Source organism: Paenibacillus lacisediminis, from assembly GCF_046567315.2.
In genome coordinates this window covers 36,182-52,095 of the sequence record NZ_JBKIAX020000026.1, presented here as the reverse complement: position 1 = coordinate 52,095, position 15,914 = coordinate 36,182, and the positions used below count along the sequence as shown (strand labels likewise).

Here is a 15,914-nt window from a genome sequence, read left to right as displayed (position 1 = left end):
CATCATAACACTTTCAATGGAAAATATATTACGCTATATTATGAATACCACTCATCGTCAGAAAATGTCTCATCATCTTCACTAGGCTTTAAATTGTTTATGTCTATGAATCTTTTTATTTCTGACCTCATCAACACCTGATCCTTACTCTCGATCACAAACCCCCTATGGTTATTCCAATTCATATCAACCTCTAAATTTATATCCAACTCCCGACACCATTCGATAAAATCATACATGATCATTGTAAAACAAATATTGAATTTATGTATCGAAATCCAAATACCTACTCTTCCATCTCCAAAATCATGTTGTCGTAATTTTAAATCTCCACTTAAGAACCACTTAGTATGTTGATGTTGCTTCTCCTCAAACATTAATTTGTATCCTCCTATTGTTTGTATAATCCTGTAAGTACATCCATAGCTGGACTGGTTCTTACCGACCCCAAAATGACCTCTTCCCAAGAACCATTTTTCACAAATAATTGTTGAGGAGTTGGTCCTTCTGCTGCTGGTCCACTTTCATAAGTGCCATGTCTTCCATCGTCTTTCCTTCATTAGTTATTTAACACTGAATCTATCCGTTGACTTATGTCGGACATAAATGTACAATACTTATGTCCGGCAAAAGTAGGAGGTGAGTGTTTGGCCGACAAGAAAATGGGTCGTCCAACTGACAATCCAAAGCCTAACAAAATTACCATCAGAATGGACAACGATACGCTTGAAAAACTGGATAAGTACTGCAAAAACAATAATATTGAGCGTTCAGAGGGTGTTAGGCGAGCTATTCATAAGTTGGACGATAAAAAATAAAAGGAAGCGGCGCACTCTCGACAAAGAACCACGCCACTTCCCACCTGCAATCACCTAAAAGGCAGACTGCATAAATATCCTATCATGTGCAGTCGGTCCTTTCAAGGAATTGTAAATATAAAAGACTGAAAGGATGACGTATATGAAAAGTATTTTGGAAGAACTTTTTGACGGGAATATAAACCCGGCTGAACTAATCATTCCAAGAAATCCAGAGTATCGTCCTTTAAATCGTAAAGTATCCGATACAATACTTATGTGGAAAGACAAGCTGTCTGAACATGATTTTCAAGAGCTCGAAGAATTGTTGGACTTACGCTCTCAATCGGATTCCATGTATGCCGAAGCATCCTTTGTATACGGTTTTAAGCTTGCCTTATGGATCATGATTGAAGTAATGACCGGAGAGACGGAGCTTGTGCGTTAGTAAGATTAAAGCCTACACGTACACAGGGATCTGATAAATAGAGCCGCCTTCGACGTACACACAGAGGCGGCTCGACTATCGCTAATTGAAAGGGTGAAGCCTCATGACTAAAAAATTAGGTCAGGATTTTGCGGAATTCATGGATGAAGCCAACCAAATTCCGAAGGTTAAAGAATACTTAACTTCTTTTTCGGCAGTTTTTGGCTGGCTTGCCGGCTGCAGCTAAGCTAATCAAGTCTTTTTTTTGCATGAGTTATTGGTTGAATGATGGTTTTAACCGTCACTAAGTAGCCTACTCAATATTGAGATTATACGTTTTCACTTCATCAGTGTACGTTGCTTCAATCACTGTGATACCACATGCATCTTAGACTTTGACAGAATAAGAGTAAACTATCATACACTCATCCTTTTATAATCCTTCATTTATTTGTTGAAGTAATATTTTTAATTCTTCTTCATCAAATAAATCTTGATTCTCGGGTACTTTTATCAATAGTTCGGGAAAACGTCTAATAAATGCTTTTCTTTTTTCCATCTGTTCGTCTCTTTCTAAAGGCCAATTTCCCGTCTCCGCATAAACCATTACTTTATAAGCATCCTGGTCTGACTTTAGTGCTTTCTCCATATTTTCTTTTGAAATATCGTAAAAAACAGGGTCCCCATATGGGCCTTGCGGCCACGTAATTTGAATTTTATCACCCTTCTCGATAATGGCAAAACCATTCCCCTGGTGTATTCTCTCCATAAATAATTCCTCCTTCAAATTTACTGTTTAGGATAAACATCAGATATTGTATATCCTCCTGATTGAATCTGATCGACCACAGCCTCTGGAACACCACCACTCGTGTATCCACCTGGAATCCAGTACTTAGGCCATGCACCTGCTTCATTTCCTGATGGAATCCTAATATTAGATGGATTATTTATCTCTAATATGATTGGATGTTCTCCTAAATAACCCGGATCTAGTCCTAAAAGATCCTCCAAAATTCGAGGATTACCATTAGATGCCTCTACAGCCTTGTTAACGACACTTTTCGGAAGTACAAACGTACCCGTTTCAGGGTCTCCGATATTGCTCCCATACAATTGTATTGCTTTTTCAAATGATTCCTTGCTTTGTATTCGTACTGCCCCATCATCAAATAATGATAAATGTCTTTTTATTTCTGAACTACTCATATACACACTAGGATCAGGTTTCTGTCCTTTAGGTATCCCAATAATCTCGCCTTTCATTTCTGTTGAGATCTTGGCATGAGGAAGTTTGGCCATTTCCTCAGTAAAATCTTCTACAGAATACTTCTTCAAAGGGTTACCCGTATCCTCAGCCCCCCTATTCGGCGGCTCCTCTACTTCCGGTTGACGATTAATCTCCAACTCATCGACATGAGGCTGTTCTTTCAACCTGAGCGGGTCAACCTTAGTTCCCTTTCGGAAAAGACCAAATACAGCAGTTCTCAATGGCTTGATAGCTGCTAAGAATACACTGGAGACCGTAGCGGCTAGAAGGCCTGAAGCTAGTGCTTCTGTAAACTTAGGTCTACGCCCATTGATCGATTCAAACAATGTATAATCAGTATACCCAGCAGCAAAATTAGTAGCAACATATGTTGTAAGACCTCTCGTTAGCTGACTTGTAGTCAATGGAGCTAAAGATGTAGATGCAGCTCCAGCCAAGGGGCCGAAGATTCCACCCGTAACTGCTCCGACAATCCCCCCTGTTACCGCACTCCTGAGGTAGGTGGCACCGCTGCTCAGTTCGCCGCGGGCCAAGTCGCCGATGGCGGTTGCACCCACGGCCGCAACGGCTCCGCAAGCCGCGCCCATTAATATGGCTCCGGCGACTCCGCCGGTCACCACAGTAGCGGCGACCACCAAAGCGACGACCACGACAACGGCCACGGCAGCCAAAACTGTATCGAAGAGGCCCCATCCCTTCTTTTCTTCCTTCTGCGGCGTATAGGTCTGAATATCGTCATCATATTTGGCATAGCTTGTCCGATCGGCTCCAACCAATTTGACCTGGCTTCCCAATACATGGTACTCGCTTTCCAGCGTAAACCCGCTCTGCTTGCTTAATTTTTTGGCCAAAATCATGTTGGTCGTCCGGAAAACGACTCGTTTGGGCGTATATAGCGAAATCTCCTCACCGGCGTTCATCATAAGCTTCCGATGGCTCGTCAGGGTGACGCCTGCCGCGTCGTCAAAGCTAATCTTTAACGGCTCTTTGGAGCCGCTCACGATATTGATCGCGGTCGGCGTCATTTCAAGCTCGCTGCCATGCTCGGTGCCAAAATAGCGGTTTTGCGGATTCCCCGTTTTGCTGCAGTCCTCTCCATTGGTACGCACACACCCGGTGACTTTCGCCTTACTTCCGGCATCATCCGGAAAGTAAAGACTGGCCGTCGTGCCCTTCTGGGGCATCGAATACATCACATTCCCCGTCGGCGGAGCAAAAGGAAACCAATACGCCGCAGCCGGCGGCTGTTCTTTATCGATTTCCAAATGCAGCTTGACCTGCTGCCCTTTGACATCGAGTACCTTGCCGTTCAGCGAGACGCCAACCAGTTGACGATTCCATATCCGGTTTTGACGAATGCCCTCGCTTCTCGATAACCGGTAAGTATAGACCAGTTGGCCTTGATCCATCCCGGCTTTTATTTCGCTGATCACCAGCGGTTTCTCGCGAAAAAGAACCTCATCGCCAATCGAGTAACGCTCCCCCGTTCTTACCTCATAAGTAAAAAAATCCGTAGAATGCAATGGGGATGACCCCGCCGCCATAGCCTCCTGATAGGCGAGCAAGTCTTTGCTTGCCGTATACGGCAAATCATCCGGAAGCCGAAAGCTATTCCTGCTGGGCACCCCGATATAAAGCCGCGGTTTGGCCTCGGAAATGTCACTGAACAAAACCGTCTCAAAATGACTCGCCATCCGTTTCAGAAACTCCCAATCCGTCTCGTCATACTGGACAATCGGTGCGCCAATAGGTTCTTTATCGCCGATCAATTGAATCACATCGGACCCGGCATAGCCTTTCAACACATTTCGTACAAGCTCGCCGTAGGTCATCCGGGAATCCTGAAAAGACCTGCGCCGCTTCTGGACATCCAGTTGGCTTGTGCCGGAAACGCCCTCCACCTCGACCACATAAACCCCGTTGTGATGCTTGGTCTGTACGGCGGAGATCAGGCCGCTAAAAATTTTGCCCTCCCCCGATTCCTGGCTTGCAAAAACCTCAATCCGATCCTCCGCAGAGGCTTTGAGCACCGCATTCGCCTGGTCCTGATCATCGGCAACACCGCGGATGAACAACCGCCCATGCTCATTGGGCTTCCACTCCATTTGCATATCTTGAACGATCTTAATCCGGTACGGCGATGCTACTCTAAGGCTTTCATACCCTACCATTTCCACTAGCCCCCGATCGCATAACTTGTCACGCTGTCCGTCGCCTCCGCTTGTACGCTGAATGTTTGCTGCGTTATATTAATCCTTTTCCTGTTGGCCGCTGCTGTTAAACCGGATCGTCCCGCCTAACGAGCAGTGTAATTCCGACTCCGTAGTCAGCGCCGGTTTCCCATCGACCTTGGCCTGCTCCTTGGTTTTCTCCCATTTTCCACCAGATAATAAAGCGAATTTACAAGGTTTCCCCTGAATTTCTTTACCATCCATTGAGATTAAATAAACCGTCTCGCCGCTCTCATTTTTCGGACTGTCGCATGTCCCGAAGCTCGAAATATTCACCTCGGGAACGCAGTCCGCTTCATTCATCATCGGCTTGTCGTTAACAAAAGCCCCATGGCTTTGCGGTAAATTCAACCTCCGGACATGCGAACCGCATTCGCAAAAAATGTTTGCGCCGCGAACCGCATACTCGTACTTATCCATCATTTCTCGCCCCTTTCACACCAGTATTTAGTTCACTCTACGGCAACCTTCTTCAAGCTGACCCCGACCAAATCCCGCCGCATGATGCTCTCTGCCACATCCAAGCGGACAATGATCAGCGGTTTCTCGCTTTCCCGCACGCGGAAAATGCGTTTCTTCACCACCTTATCGCTTTGAAGCACCAGCTTCTTGATAACGCTGCGATCCGCATTAAATTCACTACGCGGACTTAGCGCTTCCACTTCCTCAAAAAAAGGCAGAAAGTACAGGGTTTGCTTGCCGTTAAAATGATCCATAAGCGGAATATGCTTGAACATGCAATCCGGCTCGTACATGGCAATCAGCTTCTTCAATGACTCTGACACCAGGAAGAGCTGATCGCTGAGCAGATCCGGGTACTCGGTCTCGGAAGTGGCCTGCACCTGAAAGATGGTCGTATCCGCGATGTGGTGGACTTGCAAGCGATTCATATGGCGGATATCGATTTTTTGCCGAATATGTTGTAAGACGGGCACATCGGCATAACGTTCATCCTGTTGCATCACAAAGAAATCCATGGCTTGCCTCCTCCTATCACGGCTACTCCGCGTCCCCTGCTTGTCCGGCTTCCGGCTGCCCGTAAATGATCTCGCTGCGATCCCGATATTCTCCCGCAAAGATGCAAAGATTTGGCTTCTTCGCCAGCCGCTTGTAGCCTTCACAATCGAGAACCGCCGGAACCATACTTCGCATAAACTCGATAGCGACCAGATGATAACGCGCCGCTTCCATTTGCAAAATCCGCTCAATGTCCATTGACGATACTTTCCGGGCATAGCTTGATTTGAGCTGGTCCAGCTCCCGCATTCTGTGAAATAATGGAGCGAAAATGAACTCGGCCTGCCAATTCAAAGAACATTCCACTGGATCAAAAAACCAGCGTTCATCATAAAGGTCGATCCGGTAGTCAGCCTGATGCTCTTTTACACTTGTACGCAGTATAGAAAGGTAGATAAACTGGATTTCTCCCTTCACTCCCGTATCTTGAAACCCGGCGCCCTTTCGGCAAACCGCGTCCATAACGCCGGCGAATCCCGCTTTAATGGAATCTTGATTTTGAATAAAGGTCTCTGAAATCGTCTCCAAGTCTCCCTGCCAACGATCCAGCACATGATTCTCCAAAAACAAACCCAACGCCTCTTCACGGCTCATGACCGAACTCATTTGATATTCACCCGGCCCCCGGTAAACGTCACCTCGTCCTCCACTTTCAGCGACGTGTTCCCTTGAATGAATTCAATACCCGACTCCCCTTGAATCAGAATCTTGGCGCCGCCGGTAATTTCAATATCCTCCATGGCCGATAGCGAAATTTTCTTGTCGCTGTTAATTTCGATCCCGCCTTCGTCGGTGAGCCTCATCAGCAGTTGGCCTCCGCCGATAATTTCAACCGCACCGGGTTTAAACACAATTTCTTTTCCGTATTTGGTGCTGATGCTCTTCACCGCCGGATCGCTTCGTTTTTGCGGATTTGCCGAATCCGTATCGACTGAGCTTGCAGCAAAAGCATGTTTCTCCTGCTCATCCGGAAAATAAAGCCGCACCTCGTCCCCTACTTCCGGCATGCAATACCAGCCGCTCCCGTCCGGTGAGGAATAAACCGTCGAATAAGCAAACCACATGGCTTCATTTACCGGCTGATTCTGATCGATATGCAGCTTCACCTTCACCTTATCTTTGGACACGTCAAGGATCGTTCCAAATAACGACGTTCCCGCAAGCGCATAAGAATATTCCGTGCGGCAGCGCAAGCCTTTGGCATCTTTTAAATCATATAAACTGCTCAGCACGCCGTTCTCCAGCTTCGTCTCCACCCGGCCGACATACCATGTCCGTCCCTGAAACGTTACGGCATCGCCCAACTCCAGCAGCTTGTGGCTGGCTACCGTGTAACAGATGCTGTCTTGCTCCGAAATATCCTCGACACCGTTCTCGGACTTCAGTTTGTAGTCTTGCAAATTTTTTTTCATGGAGTAGTTATATTCATCCAGCTTCCGGGGATTATCGCCGCCCGGCACTCCCACATACAGCTTAACGCCAGGCTGGGAGCTAACCGGAACCAGAGAAGCATGAAAATGCGAAGCCAATCTCCGCAAAAACGCCCAGTCGGTCTCTTGGTATTGAACCAGCAATCCGCCGATGGTTTTGCCTTGAGACGCTTCATCGATGAGGTCCGAATCGGGATAGCTTGCGATCAAGCGGTGGAATAAACTTTTATACGTTAACGTTTTGTTCTGAAAAGATCGGGTCTGCTTGCGAATGTCCATCAGGGCGGAGAGACTATGCGCCTCTATGGTAATGCTTCTTACTCCCCTAGCGGCCTGAACGGAAATATTTGTAATGACCCCGTAAAACAGCGTGATTGGTTTGTCCTGATCCTGAACCGCCACCTGAATGGTATCGCTGGCCTCCGCTTGTTCTATGTACTTATCCTTCAGGTCTTCGGAAATAATGCCGCTGAGGAGAAGCTTCCCATGGTCATTCATCGGTTTATGGATGACGAGCTCCGTAATTCTCTCGAACTTGTAATGGGACACCACGATATGGGCCGACGTATAAACCGCTTCACTCATACTCGCGCCCCTCCCTCATCCTCCGCCTTGACCGTAATGCTGCGAACGGCCTGATATGCGATATCTCGCCAATCCGGGTAGTCCTCATACCGGCAGCAAAAAGTTCCCATCAGGATCTTGCCGGCAAATTCCAGGAAATACATGATATTAAACAGGGCACCGTCAATCACCATATTTTTGAACTCAAAGTATCCCAACGTTTTCCCGCCGACGGTCTCTAACCCGCTGTTATAGAAAATATGGGAAGGATTCGATTTTTGAATCATCGTTTTCATGTCTGCTGTGAGCTCTTCGACCATCTCATCTTTGAGGTCAACTTTGACCCGATTCAGCGTAAAGTTTACGGCCCCCGCCTCGTCGCTTCTTATAATTTCGGGCCGCTGCTCATACGGATACTTGATGGAGCGGAATTCCTGGGGCATCTCTTCAAAGTCAGCAGGAAGGTAGAGGGAAAGTTTATCCTCATAAAAAGACTGCAGCGTAAATTCATAATACCGCTTGCCGATTTTTACCGGTCCGTCCGTAATCGAGCGGGGAACCATGGATTGCTCCACCTCATTGATCAGTTGGGTAATCTTTTCATCCATAAACGACATCCCTTTTCCTCCTTCTACTTCCGAAGCATCAATTTTGTGAAATTAGACCATCTATCCCTATATTTCGGAAATATCCTCCGGTAAATTAACCCAGGACCATACAAATAACCCCAAATAGCAAAAAAATCACCCTGACCGACGAAGCTTCCGCTCCGGAGTTAGCGTGATTTAGACTTTATATGGATTCCGATCTTTTTTGAAATTCTACAGACGGAGTACGAATAAAATCTTAGCCTTGACAAAGCTGCAAACCACTGCGGCCTATTTATTTCGCCCTTTCAGATGGCGGGCAAAAGTACTTGACCGGCTGGGCGCTGACCATTAATTGCAAATCGTACAACTAACTTTACATCCATTTCCCGAATCATTCGTTTAATTGCATTTCATACATATGGACCAAGAAAGAATGGATGGTTGTTTTTTGTCATAAAATTTTCCAATATATATTTAAAATCAAATTAACAATTCGTAGCTACAGATCTATATTTATCTTGTAGCTACGAATTGGAGGTGATATGTTGGTAGCTAAAAAGAAACCGGGGCCAAAAACGGACAATCCTATGGATACTATGCTGCGTGTTCGGGTAGATAAGATTACATTGGAAAAACTGGATGACAGCGCAAAAAAGTTAAATACTTCACGTTCAGAAATCATCCGAAAAGGTATCCATAAGATCCATGACGACCTCAAAAAATAAAAAGAAGCGGCGCACTCTTGACATATGAAAAGCATTTCGGAAGAACTTTTTGACGGGAATATAAACGCCTTATGGATCATGAATGAAGTGATGACCGGAGAGACGGAGCTTGTGCATAAGCAAGATTAAAGCCTGTATTTACCAAGAGATTTATTTAAAATGGAGCTGCCTCCGGCAAACACACGGAGGTAGCTCCAGTTATCGCAGCCTTGCTTCAACTCATGTTTTCAGAACAAGGGAAGGAGAATTCACGCGATATTGCTTATTTATATCACGTGTGGTATATTCATGGCATACATTGAATTTGCGTTTGATGAAAATGGTAAGCAGCCAGTGCTGGATCACTTAATGCAACTTCGGCAGCAAGCAGCTACTGGAGATTCGGACGCCGTTTGGCTACTAGCTCGAATTGCACGGGCATTAAATTTTATCCAGCGTCACGGTATTCCAGGTTCGATAGGACAAACTTTAATCGCCAATGATGATAGTGGCTTTCCATTCACCTTGGTAGATCCAGTGAAAGAGTTAGTGTACCATCAGCCGTTATTAGAGCTTAGAGTGAACAAACCCCGACGCACCGGGGCGTATAGAGCTATTTTCTTCCCGTTTGAGCATATAGGCAATCAAATATTGGTGTTTACTCGCTCTGTCATTAAGCAAAGTACAGCATCGCCCGACTTTGAAGCGATCGTTCAGGAAACCAAAGCCATGTTGCCTGACTTTAATCAGAACCCGAGCAAGTACATTCATCTCTTGAAAGGGTGAACCCTCATGACTAAAAAATTAGGTCAGGATTTTGCGGAATTCATGGACGAAGCCAGCCAAATCCCGGAAGTTAAAGAATACTTATCCTCTTTTTCGGTGGTTATTGGCGACCTCGTTATGGCTCGCCGGCTGCAGCTAGGCTGGACACAAAAACAACTTGCCGAAAGAGCCGATACCACCCAGGCTAGAATCTCCCAGATTGAAGCCGCACATGAAGGCGTGAAAATGGGAACGATTAACAAGGTGTTCAAAGCCCTCGGCCTTTCCAATATCAATCCGGAATATCGCGAAGACGCCGCAGGGAAGCAGATTGTAGGCATCTAATTTATCTAAAAAAGGAACCGCCTCCATCAAACACACGGAGGCGGCTCCAGCTATCGCAGCCTTACTTCATCTCATAAACCACGTTCACCGTTGTCCGCACTTCGATTTCTCCTGCTTCTACGGGCGTACTTCCCGCGCTGTCCATGGCAGCCTCGTTAACCGCCTTGTACTGCACCGAAATGCTCGGCGTGCTGGCGTTTTCCAGGCTGATGCTTACCGCCTGGCCCAACGTGCGGCCGGCGGCTTTGGTAAGGATGCCCGCTTTCCGGCTTGCATCGGCCATCGCTTTTTGGATGACTTGCTCTTCGTATTGCTCCGGTTTCTCGGTGCCAAAGCGAATGTCGTCGATTTGATTGGCCCCCGCAGCGGAAGCCGCATCCAGGAGCTCTCCCACCTTATCCAGGTTGCGGTAGGTCACATCCAGCGAATAACGGGCCGTATACCCGCTGATGGATTCCGCTCCCGTTTTATCGTTATACGTATAATCCGGGCGGACCGAGAATTGGCCGGTTTGGATGTCTTTTTCGTTAATGCCCCAAGTTTCCTTGAGCAGTTTGGTCAGTTTGGCGGCTTTCTCACCATTCGTTTTTTGCGCTTCCTGAGCTGTTTTCGCTTTGGTGACGACGCCGACGGACAAATAGGCCACATCCGGCTTCACGGTAATTTCGCCTTCTCCTCGGACGCTGACTACGTTGGTTTGAATACTGCTCTCGGCGGCATTGGCCGTTCCGGCCAACCCCCATGAACCGTTGACGTATGCCCCTCCCATCAGCAAAGAACCGGCAATCAAAATGGACGCAGCAGGCTTTAACCACATTTTCATAACTTATGACCTCCAATGTTGGTTGAATTTAACTACTAAACGCGCCCCGCGGACAAATGTTGCAGCAAATAAGAATAACTGTCAAATAAATTTTGTTCCGGCGGCCCTTTGAATTGAAAGCCCTTACTTTTGCGGATATAAGTGCAGCTCCTTTAAACGAGGTCGAGCGAGGCCGACATTCTAACGGTTGTGATCGCCGTTATTTCGTTAAAATGCAGGGGGAAATAAATTTAACGGTTGCGGCAGAGCTTATTTTGCCTTTTTGCTGCGGATTCGAGCCCTTTTCGCCCGAATAAGCGTGATTACAACCGTTAGAAATTGGAATCCCGGCTTTTTGGCTAAATAAGCGCCATTACAACCGTTAGCGAAAAATTGAAAGTCCGGATGCCCAACTTCCGTTAGCTCCAAACGAACGGGTTGACCTGCTGAACTTGTGGCCAAGCGCCGATTTCCAACGCAACGACAAAAAAAGGATGAATCCGCTTCGCGAGCGGAACCATCCTTTTGTTTCCGAAGAAAATCCGGTGATTACTGATTTTCCAATTCCTCTTTGCTGACCAAATTGATTAAAGCGTTTGCAGCCTGTTCTGCATCCGCGCCTTCGGCACTAATGTAAATTTCAGTTCCGGTGCTGATGGCCAAACTCATAATCCCCATGATGCTCTTGGCGTTCACTTTTTTATCGTCTTTTTCAACGAAAATTTCCGAAGAATATTTATTCGCTTCCTGAACGAAAAGCGCAGCCGGCCGAGCGTGCAGTCCCGTTTTCAAACGAACGGTAACCGGGTTTCTAACCATGAAAACTTACCCCCTATACGAATTCAATCATCACGTTACAAATTCGTGGTCATTATAATTTATATCATTATATCATACACAACGTGCAACACACTAGCAAAACCGCTTTAGCCCCCGCGAATTTTTTCCGCCAGTTCGTCAATTTTGCGCAACCGGTGGTTTACTCCGGACTTGCTGACCGTTCCTTTCAGCAGCTCGCCCACTTCTTTCAAGTTCATATCGGGATGGGCCAAACGGACTTCGGCGACTTCGCGCAGCTTATCCGGCAAATTTTCCAGGCCCACTTCCTTTTCCAGCAGCTTGATGTTGTCGATCTGACGAACGGCGGCGCCGATCGTTTTGTTCAGATTCGCGGTTTCGCAATTGACGATACGATTGACCGAGTTGCGCATGTCGCGCATGATCCGCACATCCTCAAACTTGAACAGCGCCTGGTGAGCCCCGATGATGCTGAGCAGCTCGATGATCTTCTCGCCTTCCTTGATGTACAGGATAAAGCCTTTTTTCCGTTCGATGCAGCGCGCGTTCAAATGGAACTCGTTAGCCAACTCGACCAGGGCTTTGCAGTGTTCCTCATACATGGAGGCGATCTCCAAGTGGTAGGAGGAGCCTTCCGGATTGTTAACCGATCCGCCGGCCATAAACGCCCCGCGCAGATAAGCCCGCTTACAACAGTTTTTCCGGGTGAGCTCCGGATTAATCCCCGGCGTGAAAACAAATCCTTCGGAAACGATTTTCAGCTCATTCAAAATTTCTTCCACACGCCCGGGAATCCGCACGATGTACACATTGTTTTTCTTGAGGCGCATTTTTTTGCGCACGAGCAGCTCGGTGTGAATTTGAAAATGCTTCTTAAGCAAAGAATAAATTCGCCTTGCGATCGCGGCGTTTTCGGTCGAGATGTCCAGCACGACCTTTTTGTTGGAGACCTGGACCGAACCGTTCATCCGGATCAGCGCCGATAACTCGGCCTGCTCACAGCAAGCGGGGCCTTCGACCATGGTCAGCTCTTTTTTCGTTTGCGCCGCAAATGACAAGGGACTCACCTCTTTCGCAAAATCCAGTCCTGGACCAGTTGATATATATGATGGCTTAATTTGTCGGCATCATGCCGCAAATATCGGCGGAACAGCACCAGCGTGTCCGCAATGACCTTGTAGCCTTGACCGGTGACGTTATCCCAGTCGACTTGTACCGGTTTAGCCCCTTTTTCGGCGTAAAAATCCTGCACCTGCGCTGGAATTTCCCCGTCGTTGACGATGACATAATCGAATAAGTGCTTGCCGACATGGTTGTAGACCGCCTGCAGATGATCGCTCACCGTATAATCGTCCGTTTCCCCCGGCTGGGTCATGACGTTGCATATAAATATTTTGATCGCCGATGTATTTTCCAATATCGCCTCCGCCAGCTTCGGCACGAGCAAATTCGGAATAATGCTGGTGTACAAGCTTCCCGGTCCGATCAAAATAGCGTCCGCCTCTCGGATCGCTTCGACCGCCTCAGGCAGCGGCTCCACTTCTTCCGGCTCCAGGAAAATACGCTTGATTTTCCCCCGGACTTCGGGAATTTTCGATTCGCCGGTGACGATCGTTCCGTCTTCCATCTCCGCATGCAGCACGACGGCCTGGCCGGCGGCGGGCAGCACGCGCCCGCGTACGGCAAATACGCGGCTGAGTTCGCGGACCGCTGTCACGAAATCGCCGGAAATGTCCGTAATCGCCGCTAAGATTAGATTGCCCAGGCTGTGCCCGGCTAGTCCCGAACCGGCCGCAAACCGGTAGTTGAGCATATCCGACAGCAGCGGTTCAACGTCGGCCAGCGCTGTCAATACGTTGCGAATATCGCCCGGCGGCGGCATCTGCAGCTCGTTTCTCAGAATTCCCGAGCTGCCTCCATCGTCGGCTACGGTTACGATAGCCGTGATATCGAGCGGTTTCTCCTTCAATCCGCGAAGCATGACGGATAGACCGGTTCCCCCGCCCATCACGACGATCCGCGGGACCCTTTCTTCCTTGGCCCGATGTATCACTAATGGTTCACCTCTTAACTTGAGTCCACGCCAGTGGGAGCTCTCTTAATGCCGATCCCGTCCTTCGTCCCGGTGGCTCACGCGAACCGTCTCCGTTTCACTGGTTCCGAGCATCCGGCCCAAATATTCGGCGATCGCCACCGAACGGTGTTTACCGCCGGTACAGCCGATCGCGATGATGATCTGGCTTTTGCCCTCTTTGTGGTATTGCGGCAGGAGGAAATGCAGCATATCGAGCAGCTTGCTCAAAAACTGCTGCGTCTCCGGCCACTTCATAACATATTCATATACGTCGCTGTCTCGTCCCGTGTGTGGGCGAAGCTGCTCAATGTAATGCGGATTGGGCAAAAAGCGGACGTCGAACACCAGGTCGGCGTCGATCGGGATGCCGTATTTAAATCCAAACGAAGTAATGTTGACGGATAAATTGCTGCTCTCCAGGTGGGAGAATCGGGAAATGATCTTCTCTTTTAGCTGGGCAGGCTTCATGTTGCTGGTATCGATCACCTGGGTAGCCGACATCCGCAGCTCATTCAGCATCTTGCGCTCCAGCTTGATCCCGTCGAGCGGCATGCCTTCCGGCGCCAGCGGGTGGCGGCGGCGGCTCTCCTTGTATCTTTGGACGAGAACCGAATCGGTGGCATCCAAAAATAGGATTTCGCACTTGATGGTGAAGTGGTTTCGAATGTAACCAAGCGACTCTTCAAGCGCTGTAAAAAACTCCCGTCCGCGCAGGTCAATCACAAGCGCCACCTTGGCGATTTTCCCTTTGGATTGCTCAATCAATTCAGCGAATTTAGGAATCAGAACCGGAGGCAGATTGTCTACGCAGAAAAAACCGAGATCCTCCAAACTCCGTACGGCAAGCGACTTTCCCGCACCCGACATGCCCGTAATAATGATCAGGTTGGCAACTGGACTCGTTTCAATATCCGGCATCGTTATTCCCTCCCGCAAATTCTCCATATCCTGAAATCCTATAATCTATATCGGCTTAACAACCAAATCCGCTTAAGAACGCAGGAACAGGCCGGCGGCGCCAACCATGCCGGCATCGTTCCCCAAGGTGGCCGGGACGATTCTCATTCCCCGCTGCACCGGCTCCGGCGTCAGCTTGGCAAATACGCTGCGGATTTCGTTAAACAGAATATCGCCCGCCTTGGACACCCCGCCGCCGATGATAAACAGCTCCGGATTGAGCACCACGGCCACGGCCGCCAGCGATTTGCCCAGATAGAAAGCGGCGCGGTTGACGATGCGGATCGCTGCTTCGTCGCCGGCCTTGGCCGCGTCAAACACGTCCTTGGCCATGATATTCTCCACCTGCGCCAGCGAGGTGAGGTCGCCGCGGGCTACGGCGTCCTTGGCCATGCGGATAATCCCGGTGGCCGAGGAGACCGTCTCCAGGCAGCCCATTTGGCCACAGCCGCAACCGATCGCTTCCAGGTCGGGAACGACCGACATATGTCCCAGCTCGCCGGCCATGCCGGAGAAGCCTTGATAAATTTTACCGTCGATGATGATGCCGCCGCCAACGCCGGTTCCCAGCGTATAGCAAACGCAGTTGTCGACGCCTTTCCCCGCGCCGCCCCAGGCTTCGCCCAGCGCCGCCACGTTGGCATCGTTGTCTATTTTGATCGGCTTGCCCAGTCGCTGTTCCAAAATCTCGCGAATATGGAAATCCCTCAAACCTACATTCGGCGCCAGAATAATGATGCCTTCGCGGACGTTCGTAAACCCGGCGACCCCAGCGCCGACACCGGCCACCTGATCCCAGGAGAACGGAGACTGTTCCACGATCAGCCGGACATAACGCTCAATGTTGGCTACGATCGTATCGGCGCCTTTTTCCGTTTCCGTCGGGCCTTCATAGGTATGAAGGAGCTGTCCTTCTTCATTGCAAATGCCGACTTTTATGGCCGTACCGCCCAGGTCAACACCAATGTAGATTTTTTCAGACATTTCACAAGCCACCTTTATCATAAATAATATGCTGCCAGAACAACGGGTACGCGCATGCCGCGCCCGTAGTATACTCCTACGTACCAACTATAAGCGAACCCTCCCTTTCGGTCAAGTGAAGGCAAGAAACGCCAAAGCCCCGTCGAGACAAGGGATTTC

At 48.6% G+C, this 15,914-nt stretch carries 20 protein-coding genes; 6 read left to right on the top strand and 14 right to left on the bottom strand.

The features are described 5' to 3' along the window. Nucleotides 1-38 precede the first annotated feature (38 nt). Complete coding sequence (locus ACLD72_RS30135; protein WP_411002841.1) at nucleotides 39-377, bottom strand: hypothetical protein; 339 nt, start codon at nucleotides 375-377, stop codon at nucleotides 39-41. A 270-nt stretch (nucleotides 378-647) separates the two neighbouring features. On the opposite strand from ACLD72_RS30135, the gene ACLD72_RS30130 reads away from it, so the two are divergent. From ACLD72_RS30130 to ACLD72_RS30120, 3 genes are all read left to right on the top strand, one after another. Further along, on the top strand, nucleotides 648-818 hold the full coding sequence (locus ACLD72_RS30130; RefSeq protein WP_411002840.1) for a ribbon-helix-helix protein, CopG family: 171 nt from the start codon (nucleotides 648-650) through the stop codon (nucleotides 816-818). Nucleotides 819-960: 142 nt separating this feature from the next. After that, the gene (locus ACLD72_RS30125; RefSeq protein ID WP_411002839.1) at nucleotides 961-1,245 is read left to right on the top strand and encodes a DUF6809 family protein; all 285 of its coding nucleotides are present in this window, start codon (nucleotides 961-963) and stop codon (nucleotides 1,243-1,245) included. Nucleotides 1,246-1,348: 103 nt separating this feature from the next. Continuing rightward, entirely contained in the window at nucleotides 1,349-1,471 is a 123-nt protein-coding gene (locus tag ACLD72_RS30120; RefSeq protein ID WP_411002838.1) for a hypothetical protein, read from the top strand. A gap of 186 nt (nucleotides 1,472-1,657) precedes the next feature. Here ACLD72_RS30120 and ACLD72_RS30115 read toward each other — a convergent pair whose 3' ends face one another. The 7 genes from ACLD72_RS30115 to ACLD72_RS30085 all read right to left on the bottom strand — a co-directional run bounded on the left by ACLD72_RS30115 (nucleotide 1,658) and on the right by ACLD72_RS30085 (nucleotide 8,353). Then, nucleotides 1,658-1,993: a hypothetical protein gene (locus tag ACLD72_RS30115; RefSeq protein WP_411002837.1), complete on the bottom strand. Its 336-nt coding sequence runs from the start codon at nucleotides 1,991-1,993 to the stop codon at nucleotides 1,658-1,660. Nucleotides 1,994-2,013: 20 nt separating this feature from the next. Then, on the bottom strand, nucleotides 2,014-4,665 hold the full coding sequence (locus ACLD72_RS30110; protein ID WP_411002836.1) for a contractile injection system protein, VgrG/Pvc8 family: 2,652 nt from the start codon (nucleotides 4,663-4,665) through the stop codon (nucleotides 2,014-2,016). Nucleotides 4,666-4,743: 78 nt separating this feature from the next. Beyond that, nucleotides 4,744-5,145, bottom strand: coding sequence for a DUF4280 domain-containing protein (locus ACLD72_RS30105; protein ID WP_326045656.1), 402 nt, complete (start codon nucleotides 5,143-5,145; stop codon nucleotides 4,744-4,746). Between the two features lie 32 nt (nucleotides 5,146-5,177). Beyond that, on the bottom strand, nucleotides 5,178-5,702 hold the full coding sequence (locus ACLD72_RS30100) for an imm11 family protein (RefSeq protein WP_411002834.1): 525 nt from the start codon (nucleotides 5,700-5,702) through the stop codon (nucleotides 5,178-5,180). A 22-nt stretch (nucleotides 5,703-5,724) separates the two neighbouring features. Further along, nucleotides 5,725-6,348, bottom strand: coding sequence for a hypothetical protein (locus tag ACLD72_RS30095; protein ID WP_411002832.1), 624 nt, complete (start codon nucleotides 6,346-6,348; stop codon nucleotides 5,725-5,727). Further along, nucleotides 6,345-7,757, bottom strand: a complete 1,413-nt coding sequence (locus ACLD72_RS30090; protein WP_411002831.1) for a contractile injection system protein, VgrG/Pvc8 family — start codon at nucleotides 7,755-7,757, stop codon at nucleotides 6,345-6,347. The genes ACLD72_RS30095 and ACLD72_RS30090 overlap by 4 nt, the downstream gene beginning before the upstream one ends. Then, complete coding sequence (locus ACLD72_RS30085) at nucleotides 7,754-8,353, bottom strand: hypothetical protein (protein ID WP_411002830.1); 600 nt, start codon at nucleotides 8,351-8,353, stop codon at nucleotides 7,754-7,756. Before ACLD72_RS30085 ends, ACLD72_RS30090 begins: the two co-directional genes overlap by 4 nt. Before the next feature lie 518 nt (nucleotides 8,354-8,871). On the opposite strand from ACLD72_RS30085, the gene ACLD72_RS30080 reads away from it, so the two are divergent. The 3 genes from ACLD72_RS30080 to ACLD72_RS30070 all read left to right on the top strand — a co-directional run bounded on the left by ACLD72_RS30080 (nucleotide 8,872) and on the right by ACLD72_RS30070 (nucleotide 10,140). Further along, nucleotides 8,872-9,051 (top strand): ribbon-helix-helix protein, CopG family, encoded by a 180-nt coding sequence (locus ACLD72_RS30080; RefSeq protein WP_458476481.1) that lies wholly within the window; start codon nucleotides 8,872-8,874, stop codon nucleotides 9,049-9,051. A 288-nt stretch (nucleotides 9,052-9,339) separates the two neighbouring features. Next, nucleotides 9,340-9,816, top strand: coding sequence for a hypothetical protein (locus tag ACLD72_RS30075; RefSeq protein WP_411002828.1), 477 nt, complete (start codon nucleotides 9,340-9,342; stop codon nucleotides 9,814-9,816). A 6-nt stretch (nucleotides 9,817-9,822) separates the two neighbouring features. Next, nucleotides 9,823-10,140 carry a helix-turn-helix domain-containing protein gene (locus ACLD72_RS30070; protein WP_328271466.1) on the top strand — a complete coding sequence of 106 codons (318 nt, stop codon included), beginning with the start codon at nucleotides 9,823-9,825 and terminating at the stop codon, nucleotides 10,138-10,140. Between the two features lie 61 nt (nucleotides 10,141-10,201). Here the strand turns inward: ACLD72_RS30070 and ACLD72_RS30065 are convergent, their stop codons facing one another. The 6 genes from ACLD72_RS30065 to ACLD72_RS30040 form a co-directional block, all read right to left on the bottom strand. Further along, entirely contained in the window at nucleotides 10,202-10,963 is a 762-nt protein-coding gene (locus tag ACLD72_RS30065; protein WP_411002827.1) for an SIMPL domain-containing protein, read from the bottom strand. 528 nt (nucleotides 10,964-11,491) lie between these two features. Beyond that, nucleotides 11,492-11,761 carry an HPr family phosphocarrier protein gene (locus tag ACLD72_RS30060; RefSeq protein ID WP_036627138.1) on the bottom strand — a complete coding sequence of 90 codons (270 nt, stop codon included), beginning with the start codon at nucleotides 11,759-11,761 and terminating at the stop codon, nucleotides 11,492-11,494. A gap of 107 nt (nucleotides 11,762-11,868) precedes the next feature. Next, complete coding sequence (gene whiA, locus ACLD72_RS30055) at nucleotides 11,869-12,798, bottom strand: DNA-binding protein WhiA (protein WP_411002826.1); 930 nt, start codon at nucleotides 12,796-12,798, stop codon at nucleotides 11,869-11,871. A 5-nt stretch (nucleotides 12,799-12,803) separates the two neighbouring features. Beyond that, the gene (locus ACLD72_RS30050) at nucleotides 12,804-13,748 is read right to left on the bottom strand and encodes a gluconeogenesis factor YvcK family protein (RefSeq protein ID WP_411002863.1); all 945 of its coding nucleotides are present in this window, start codon (nucleotides 13,746-13,748) and stop codon (nucleotides 12,804-12,806) included. A 90-nt stretch (nucleotides 13,749-13,838) separates the two neighbouring features. Further along, nucleotides 13,839-14,732, bottom strand: a complete 894-nt coding sequence (gene rapZ / locus ACLD72_RS30045) for an RNase adapter RapZ (protein ID WP_251593723.1) — start codon at nucleotides 14,730-14,732, stop codon at nucleotides 13,839-13,841. 72 nt (nucleotides 14,733-14,804) lie between these two features. Further along, nucleotides 14,805-15,755 (bottom strand): ROK family glucokinase, encoded by a 951-nt coding sequence (locus tag ACLD72_RS30040; protein WP_128631018.1) that lies wholly within the window; start codon nucleotides 15,753-15,755, stop codon nucleotides 14,805-14,807. Nucleotides 15,756-15,914 lie beyond the last annotated feature (159 nt).